Annotated in this window: 10 protein-coding genes; 3 read left to right on the top strand and 7 right to left on the bottom strand. The window is 62.4% G+C overall.

The genetic code is table 11. The features are described 5' to 3' along the window. The 7 genes from G3N58_RS32845 to G3N58_RS32815 all read right to left on the bottom strand — a co-directional run. The coding region (locus G3N58_RS32845; RefSeq protein ID WP_277397000.1) for a citrate/2-methylcitrate synthase at nt 1-455 on the bottom strand (455 nt) is incomplete at its 3' end. Between the two features lie 72 nt (nt 456-527). Then, entirely contained in the window at nt 528-797 is a 270-nt protein-coding gene (locus G3N58_RS32840; RefSeq protein ID WP_167039079.1) for a succinate dehydrogenase assembly factor 2, read from the bottom strand. Nucleotide 798: 1 nt separating this feature from the next. Next, nucleotides 799-1,503, bottom strand: coding sequence for a succinate dehydrogenase iron-sulfur subunit (locus G3N58_RS32835; RefSeq protein WP_167039077.1), 705 nt, complete (start codon nt 1,501-1,503; stop codon nt 799-801). A gap of 24 nt (nt 1,504-1,527) precedes the next feature. After that, the gene (gene sdhA / locus G3N58_RS32830) at nt 1,528-3,303 is read right to left on the bottom strand and encodes a succinate dehydrogenase flavoprotein subunit (protein ID WP_206001272.1); all 1,776 of its coding nucleotides are present in this window, start codon (nt 3,301-3,303) and stop codon (nt 1,528-1,530) included. A gap of 4 nt (nt 3,304-3,307) precedes the next feature. Further along, entirely contained in the window at nt 3,308-3,676 is a 369-nt protein-coding gene (gene sdhD, locus G3N58_RS32825; RefSeq protein WP_167039073.1) for a succinate dehydrogenase, hydrophobic membrane anchor protein, read from the bottom strand. Between the two features lie 3 nt (nt 3,677-3,679). Next, nucleotides 3,680-4,096 carry a succinate dehydrogenase, cytochrome b556 subunit gene (gene sdhC / locus G3N58_RS32820; protein WP_206001271.1) on the bottom strand — a complete coding sequence of 139 codons (417 nt, stop codon included), beginning with the start codon at nt 4,094-4,096 and terminating at the stop codon, nt 3,680-3,682. A gap of 157 nt (nt 4,097-4,253) precedes the next feature. Beyond that, the gene (locus G3N58_RS32815; protein WP_167039069.1) at nt 4,254-5,054 is read right to left on the bottom strand and encodes a GntR family transcriptional regulator; all 801 of its coding nucleotides are present in this window, start codon (nt 5,052-5,054) and stop codon (nt 4,254-4,256) included. 506 nt (nt 5,055-5,560) lie between these two features. Between G3N58_RS32815 and G3N58_RS32810 the strand changes: the two genes are divergently transcribed. The 3 genes from G3N58_RS32810 to G3N58_RS32800 all read left to right on the top strand — a co-directional run. Then, nucleotides 5,561-6,544: a malate dehydrogenase gene (locus G3N58_RS32810; protein ID WP_062128179.1), complete on the top strand. Its 984-nt coding sequence runs from the start codon at nt 5,561-5,563 to the stop codon at nt 6,542-6,544. Between the two features lie 213 nt (nt 6,545-6,757). Then, on the top strand, nt 6,758-7,774 hold the full coding sequence (locus G3N58_RS32805; RefSeq protein WP_206001270.1) for an aldolase/citrate lyase family protein: 1,017 nt from the start codon (nt 6,758-6,760) through the stop codon (nt 7,772-7,774). Between the two features lie 52 nt (nt 7,775-7,826). Continuing rightward, nucleotides 7,827-8,169, top strand: a 343-nt coding sequence (locus G3N58_RS32800) for a citrate/2-methylcitrate synthase (RefSeq protein WP_277396999.1), incomplete at its 3' end; no start/stop codon positions are given.

Below are 8,169 nucleotides of genomic sequence, written 5' to 3'. Positions count from 1 at the left end.
TCGTGATAGAACGCGGACAGCGCGCCGACCGCGGCGACCAGAATCGCCATCGGGTGCGCGTCGCGGCGGAAGCCGCGGAAGAAGAACTGCATCTGCTCGTGCACCATCGTGTGCTTCGTGACGGTGTCGACGAACTCGGTCTTCTGGGCGGCGTTCGGCAGTTCGCCGTTCAGCAGCAGGTAGCAGGTTTCGAGGAAGTCGGCGTTCTGCGCGAGGTTGTCGATCGCGTAGCCGCGGTAGAGCAGTTCGCCCTTGTCGCCATCGATGTAGGTAATCGCCGAATTGCACGACGCCGTCGACATGAAGCCCGGATCGTACGTGAATTTGCCGGTCTGTCCGTACAGCTTGCGAATGTCGATAACATCCGGGCCAATCGTACCCTTGTAGATCGGCATTTCGACGCTCGGCGAATTGTCGCTGAACGATAGCGTGGCTTTAACATCTGACGGGGTCATAGCACATCCTCAATCGAAGTATGGATACGGGGTTTCGATAATTGCACGCCTGGATCAACGGACTGGCGGCACTCAAGCGTTGCGCAGTAACTCCAGAACCCGAACCACGTCCGGGTCGGCAAGATCGCCTTCTGGTTCCTTGCGCGCGAGTAGCAAGTCCATCAGGTCGTTGTCGCTCAGCTCGAGCAGGCGCGTGAGAGCGCCCACGTCGGCATCGCTGAGGTCATGCTCATATCGGCTGAAAAAACGCTCCATGAAAAGATCGTTTTCCAGCAGGCCCCGCCGCGCGCGCCAGCGAAGGCGCGCGCGGCGGAGAGGGTCGGACTGATGCGATGCGTCCATCTCAGACCGTGCGGCGAACCATCAATTCCTTGATCTTGCCAATCGCCTTGGTCGGGTTCAGGCCCTTCGGGCAAACGTCGACGCAATTCATGATGGTGTGGCAACGGAACAGACGGTACGGATCTTCCAGGTTGTCGAGGCGCTCGCCGGTCGCCTGGTCGCGGCTGTCCGCGATGAAGCGGTAGGCCTGCAGCAGACCGGCCGGGCCGACGAACTTGTCCGGGTTCCACCAGAAGCTCGGGCACGAGGTCGAGCAGCTGGCGCACAGGATACATTCGTAGAGGCCGTCGAGCTCGTCGCGCTCTTCCGGCGACTGCAGACGTTCCTTTTCCGGCGGCGGCGTATCGTTGATCAGGTACGGCTTGATCGAGTGATACTGGTTGAAGAACTGCGTGAAGTCGCAGATCAGGTCACGCACGACGGGCAGGCCCGGCAGCGGACGCAGCACGATCTTCTGCGGCAGGTCGTTCAGGTTCGTCAGGCACGCGAGGCCGTTCTTGCCGTTGATGTTCATTGCGTCCGAACCGCACACGCCTTCGCGGCACGAGCGACGGAACGACAGGGTTTCGTCGAGCGCCTTCAGCTTGACGAGCGCGTCGAGCAGCATGCGTTCGTGCGAGTCGATGTCGATCTCGTACGTTTGCATGCGCGGTGCGGCGTCCTTGTCCGGATCGTAGCGGTAAATTTCAAATGTACGCTTGGCCATTTCTGAATTCCTTTGACTTGTGCCTTAGAAGGTACGCGCTTTCGGCGGAACCGATTCGACGGTCAGCGGCTGCATGTGAACCGGCTTGTAGTCGAGGCGATCGCCTTCGCTGAACCACAACGTATGGCGCAGCCAGTTTTCGTCGTCGCGATGTTCGAAGTCGTTGTGCGCGTGCGCGCCACGGCTTTCCTTGCGCGCTTCGGCGGAGACCATCGTGGCGCGTGCCACTTCGATCAGGTTCGCCACTTCGAGCGCTTCGACACGGGCCGTGTTGAACACCTTCGACTTGTCCTTCAGATGGATGTTGTCGACGCGCGCCGCCACTTCGCGGATCGCGTCGACGCCTTCGGCCAGCAGGGCCGAAGTACGGAACACGCCGGCGTGCTTCTGCATCGTGCCGCGAATGTCGTTCGCGACCGACTGCGTGTACTCGCCCGACGACGAGCTATCGAGCTTCGCGAGACGCGACAGCGCGAAGTCGGCGGCGTCGGCCGGCAGCGGCTTGTGTTCCTTCAGTTCCGTCACGTGCTTGACGATATGGTTGCCGGCCGCGCGGCCGAACACCACGAGGTCGAGCAGCGAGTTCGTGCCGAGACGGTTCGCGCCGTGCACCGACACGCACGAGCATTCGCCCACAGCGTAGAAACCGTTGACGATTTCTTCATGACCCTTCGGCGTACCGACGACCTGGCCGTGAATATTCGTCGGAATACCGCCCATCTGATAGTGAATGGTCGGGATAACCGGGATCGGCTCTTTGATGCAGTCGACGTTCGCGAATTTCAGCGCGATTTCGCGGATCGACGGCAGACGCTTCATGATCGTCTCGGCGCCGATGTGCGACAGGTCGAGCAACACGTGATCCTTGTTCGGACCCACGCCGCGGCCTTCCTTGATTTCCTGGTCCATCGAACGCGAAACGAAGTCGCGCGGCGCCAGATCCTTCAGCGTCGGCGCGTAGCGTTCCATGAAACGCTCGCCGTTCGAGTTACGCAGAATGCCGCCTTCGCCGCGCACGCCTTCGGTAATCAGCACGCCCGCGCCGGCCACGCCGGTCGGGTGGAATTGCCAGAATTCCATGTCCTGCAGCGCGATGCCCGAACGGGCCGCCATGCCGAGGCCGTCGCCAGTGTTGATGAACGCGTTGGTCGACGCCGCGAAGATGCGGCCCGCGCCGCCCGTGGCGAACAGCGTGGTCTTGCCTTCGAGGATGTAGACGTCGCCGGTTTCCATTTCCAGCGCGGTCACGCCGAGCACGTCGCCGTCGGCGTCGCGGATCAGGTCCAGCGCCATCCATTCGACGAAGAACTGCGTCTTGGCCGCGACGTTCTGCTGGTACAGCGTGTGCAGCAGCGCGTGACCGGTACGGTCAGCCGCCGCGCAGGCGCGTTGCACCGGCTTTTCGCCATAGTTCGCGGTGTGGCCGCCGAACGGGCGCTGATAGATCGTGCCGTCGGCGTTACGGTCGAACGGCATGCCGAAGTGTTCGAGTTCGTAGACGGCGTTCGGTGCTTCGCGGCACATGAACTCGATCGCGTCCTGGTCGCCGAGCCAGTCGGAGCCCTTGATCGTGTCGTAGAAGTGGTAGTGCCAGTTGTCTTCGCTCATGTTGCCGAGCGAAGCGCCGATGCCGCCTTGCGCCGCGACCGTGTGCGAACGCGTCGGGAACACCTTGGACAGCACGCAAACCGACAGGCCGGCGCGCGCGAGTTGCAGCGACGCGCGCATCCCCGAGCCGCCCGCGCCGACGATGACCACGTCAAACTTGCGACGCGGCAGAGAATTCTTGATTGCAACCATGCTTTTATACTCTCCAGAGAATCTGCGCAGCGTAGCCCGCACATGCGAGCAACCAGACGATCGTCAGCGCCTGAAGCAGCAGACGCACACCAACGGGCTTCACGTAGTCCATCCAGATATCGCGGATACCGACCCACGCGTGGTAGAACAGCGCGAGAAGCGTGACGAACGTGGCGAGCTTCATCCACTGCGTCGCGAAGATCGACGCCCAGCCGTCGTACGAGAAGTCGTGCGCGCCGAAGAACCAGGCGAGCAGGATCACGGTGTAGATCGCCATGATGCAGGCGGTGATGCGCTGGGCGAGCCAGTCGCGCAGACCGTAATGCGCACCGACGACGAGACGCTTCGAACCGATTCGGTTATTGGCTGACATTTTTTAGAATGCTCCGAACAGTTTGGCCGCGAATGCGATGGTGAGCAGCGACGACACGACCAACACGACGACCGAGGTCGACTTGCCCTTTTCCTTCGAGACCGAGTTGTGGTTCGTATCCATCACGAGGTGACGGACGCCGGCGCAGAAATGGAACAGGAAAGCCCACGCAAGAACGAGCGTGATCAGCTTGACGACGATGTTGGAGAGGAAGCCCTTGAAAACGTCGAAACTGAGTTCCGAGGTCAGGCTCTGATCGAAGAGGTACAGCAGGAACGGAAGAAATACAAACAACAAGGCACCACTCACGCGATGCAAAATCGACACGCGCCCCGCTAGCGGGAGACGGTACGACGTCAATATTTGCCCAATACCGATGTTCCGGAATTCCGGCCTCGGTTTTTTTACGGCTTCTGCCATGCTAGACCCCTACTATGTAGTCACACTAATCCGCGATTTTAGCGCCTTTTTATATCGCGCTGCAGCGAAAACCCCTACGGATTGATTGCCGCGAGCGCGATGAAGGCACCTTCCGAGAGGCACGCGTGTAGGACGCCACGCCTCGTTCCAGCCCAATTCAGCTCAGATCGTTCTGATAGTAATACCCGGTTGTGACATACCAACCCCGCCGGACTTCGACGGGGCGGTCCCCATAGGTATAGGACACGCGCTCCACAGAAAGCAACGGAAAACCCGCCGGCACATGCAGCAGGTCCGCCACGGAAGGCTCGGCCGCCACCGCGCGGATCTTCTCGGTCGCGCGAATCATGCGCGTGCCGAATTCCGTCTCGAACATCGCGTAGAGGGGGCCTTTGTACTCCGAGAGCCGCTCGAGCGTAAGCCCGCGGAACACGGCGCCCGGCAGCCAGATCTCGTCGAGCACGGTGACTTCGCCGTCGAATTGCAGCAGACGCTTGATCAGCACGACCGGGTCGGCCGGCTTCAGATCGAGCTGCCGGGCGATCTCCGCCGATGCCCGCAGGCGCCGGCATTCGAGCAGGCGGCTCACGTGCGGATGCTCGGCGCCGTCGTCGGCGAGCAGTCTCAGGAAGCGGAACTGCGCGCGATCTTCGTTGTGCGTTGCAACAAAAGTGCCTTTGCCCTGGCGGCGCACCAGCAGGTTGTCGGCGGCCAGTTCGTCGATCGCCTTGCGCACGGTGCCCTGGCTCACCTTGAAACGGGCCGCCAGTTCGACTTCACTCGGGATGATCTCGCCGGGCTTCCACTCGCCGCTTTCGAGACTCTGCGTAATCAGCCCCTTGATCTGCTGATATAGAGGGCTGAAAGTAGGCGACGCAACCGGTGCGGCAACGGGTACAGCCTCGCCCGCGGCCCCCTGGCCATTCGGGTTCACAGGATTCGCCGGGTTCGAATTCATGCGCGCATTTCATCATAAAGGGCCGGGGCGCGTCCAGACTTTTCCCGGTAAGAGATGTGTCTTATATAAGACATAAGATAATGTTGACTTTGTCTGTGTCGACTCCTACACTCCTTGTCGAGCAAGGGTTTGCGGGGTTTTCCGGCAGCTGTTTGATGCAGTGCCGCGACGCGCTGGCAACCACTCTGCACCATGCCGTTCCCTACGCAGTTCAGGTTTCGATTCGCCGCCATCCGCTGGCCAGACGCTTGCCGAAACGCGCTGTTCGCAGGAGTTCGCACCGTGCAGCGGCGGTCCGGCAGCGCACCATCCCGTCCCGCTCGGCAGTACAGGTTTCCGGCATGGCGGTCTTGCCGCAACGCGCCGTCCGGGCCCGGCATGCACCGGGTTCGTCGGCACATCCGTACGCGAGCAGTAAATCCGCCGTGTTTCATAACGCTTCGCTGAACGCGCATATAGAATGGCGTTTTTCCTAGCGTCTAACGCATCGTCCTGGAGATTTCTCAATGGCTAAGCCCGCAAAGCGCGTTGCCGTCACCGGCGCCGCAGGTCAAATCGCTTACTCCCTGCTGTTCCGCATCGCCAATGGCGACCTGCTCGGCAAGGATCAGCCGGTCATCCTGCAGCTGCTCGATCTGCCGCAAGCGCAAGCCGCCGTCAAAGGCGTCGTGATGGAACTGGATGATTGCGCCTTCCCGCTGCTGTCGGGCGTCGTGATCACGGACGACCCGAAGGTCGCGTTCAAGGACGCCGACATCGCCCTGCTGGTCGGCGCGCGTCCGCGTTCGAAGGGCATGGAGCGCAAGGACCTGCTGTCGGCCAACGCCGAAATCTTCACGGTTCAGGGCAAGGCGCTGAACGACGTCGCGAGCCGCGATGTGAAGGTGCTGGTGGTCGGCAACCCGGCCAACACGAACGCCTACATCGCCATGAAGTCGGCGCCGGATCTGCCGAAGAAGAACTTCACCGCGATGCTGCGCCTCGACCACAACCGCGCGCTGTCGCAACTGGCCGCCAAGTCGGGCAAGCCGGTCGCGTCGATCGAAAAGCTCGCCGTGTGGGGCAACCACTCGCCGACCATGTACCCGGACTTCCGCGTCGCAACGGCCGAAGGCCAGGACCTGACCAAGCTCATCAACGACGAAGAATGGAACCGCAACACGTTCATCCCGACCGTCGGCAAGCGCGGCGCGGCGATCATCGAAGCGCGCGGCCTGTCGTCGGCGGCCTCGGCGGCTAACGCGGCAATCGACCACGTGCGCGACTGGGTGCTCGGCACCAACGGCAAGTGGGTCACGATGGGCATTCCGTCGGACGGCTCGTACGGCATCCCCGAAGACATCATCTACGGCGTGCCGGTAACGTGCGAAAACGGCGAGTACAAGCGCGTCGAAGGTCTCGCAATCGACGCGTTCTCGCGCGAAAAGATGGACGGCACGCTGCAGGAACTGCTCGAAGAGCGCGAAGGCGTTCAACACCTGCTGGGCTAAGCCTCCGATGCAAACGAACCGGAACTCCGAAGCTTCAGCGCGGCGGGTTCCGGTTTTTTTCGCGCAAATTGCCGTGCGAATTGCCGTTGAAATCGCCACTGAAAGGCAGCGGTTCGCAACGGATTCGAGCCTGCTTTGCAGTTGCCGCGCAGCGCCTCTGCAGAGCACGCCCGAATCCAGTTTTCTCTAATCACCCCATCCTTCACGCCGAAGATGCGCGTTCTCACACCCGCCGAAGTGCTGTTTGACGGCGAAGCGCCGCCCGCTGTGCTGCCTGCCTGCGACCACTACGCCGGCAGCGAAAAGCTGATGCTGAAGTCGCTCGCGTTGCAGCAGCAACTGGGCCCGGTGTTCGATATCACGCTCGATTGCGAAGACGGCGCCCAGGTCGGCCGCGAGGCCGAGCATGCGGAACTCGTCGCGTCGTTGCTCGGCAGCGAGCACGACCGCTTCGGCCGCGTCGGCGTGCGCATCCACGACTTCGCTCACGCGCACTGGCGCGACGACGTGCGCCTGATTCTGCGCGCCGCGAAGCGAGCACCCGCTTACATCACGTTGCCGAAAATCCGCAACGTCCACGATGCGGCCGAAATGGTCGCGTTCATCGAAGCGACGCGGCGCGAGCTGAACATCGCGCAACCAGTGCCGGCGCAACTGCTGGTCGAAACTCACGGCGCGCTCACGCGCGTGTTCGAACTGGCCGCGCTGCCGGGCGTCGAGGCGCTGAGCTTCGGCCTGATGGATTTCGTCTCCGCGCACGACGGCGCGATTCCCGACACGGCCATGCGCTCGCCGGGCCAGTTCGATCATCCGCTCGTGCGGCGCGCCAAGCTCGAAATCTCGGCCGCCTGCCATGCGCATGGCAAGGTGCCCTCGCATAACGTGAGCACCGAAGTGCGCGACATGAGCGTGGTCGCCAACGACGCCGCCCGCGCGCGCAACGAGTTCGGCTACACGCGCATGTGGAGCATCCATCCCGCGCAGATCGAGGCGATCGTCGCCGCGTTCGCGCCGCGCGACGAGGAAATCGCCACGGCCGCCGAAATCCTGCTGGCCGCGCAGTCCGCGCAATGGGGCCCGACGCGTCATGGCGATACGCTGCATGACCGCGCGAGCTATCGCTATTACTGGTCGGTGCTGCGCCGCGCGCAAACCACCGGCCGTGCGGTTCCGCCAAAAGCGGCGCCGCTGTTTGCGCAAGCAGGCGCTAACGGACAGTCCGGCACATGAGCCGCGCGGGTCAAACGGCGGCGGCAAGCCGGCACACAGGAGAAAGCGGAAGATGAGCGAGACGACGCAAACCGCTGGCGCAGTGGGCGGTAAGGAAGCACAAGGCGAAACGCAAAGCGGCTTCAAACCGAAGAAATCCGTCGCGCTGTCGGGTGTGACCGCGGGCAATACCGCGCTGTGCACGGTCGGCAAGACCGGCAATGACCTTCACTATCGCGGCTACGACATTCTCGACATCGCCGGTGCCTGCGAATTCGAGGAGATCGCGTATCTGCTGGTCCACGAAAAGCTGCCGACCGCCGCCGAACTGAAAGCCTATAAAACAAAGCTCAAGGGCCTGCGCGGACTGCCCGCCAACGTCAAGGCCGCGCTCGAATGGATTCCGGCCGCCGCGC

Origin of the sequence: Paraburkholderia sp. Ac-20342 (genome assembly GCF_017104985.1) — a bacterium.
Classification (GTDB): Bacteria; Pseudomonadota; Gammaproteobacteria; order Burkholderiales; family Burkholderiaceae; genus Paraburkholderia.
The sequence above is the reverse complement of the archived record's forward strand: the minus strand, read 5'-3'. Positions and strand labels throughout refer to the sequence as shown.

Coding starts and splice junctions, on each gene's coding strand:
- G3N58_RS32840 (WP_167039079.1), bottom strand. CDS start 797: ATGGACGCATCGCATCAGTCCGACCCTCTCCGCCGCGCGCGCCTTCGC.
- G3N58_RS32835 (WP_167039077.1), bottom strand. CDS start 1,503: ATGGCCAAGCGTACATTTGAAATTTACCGCTACGATCCGGACAAGGAC.
- sdhA (WP_206001272.1), bottom strand. CDS start 3,303: ATGGTTGCAATCAAGAATTCTCTGCCGCGTCGCAAGTTTGACGTGGTC.
- sdhD (WP_167039073.1), bottom strand. CDS start 3,676: ATGTCAGCCAATAACCGAATCGGTTCGAAGCGTCTCGTCGTCGGTGCG.
- sdhC (WP_206001271.1), bottom strand. CDS start 4,096: ATGGCAGAAGCCGTAAAAAAACCGAGGCCGGAATTCCGGAACATCGGT.
- G3N58_RS32815 (WP_167039069.1), bottom strand. CDS start 5,054: ATGAATTCGAACCCGGCGAATCCTGTGAACCCGAATGGCCAGGGGGCC.
- G3N58_RS32810 (WP_062128179.1), top strand. CDS start 5,561: ATGGCTAAGCCCGCAAAGCGCGTTGCCGTCACCGGCGCCGCAGGTCAA.
- G3N58_RS32805 (WP_206001270.1), top strand. CDS start 6,758: ATGCGCGTTCTCACACCCGCCGAAGTGCTGTTTGACGGCGAAGCGCCG.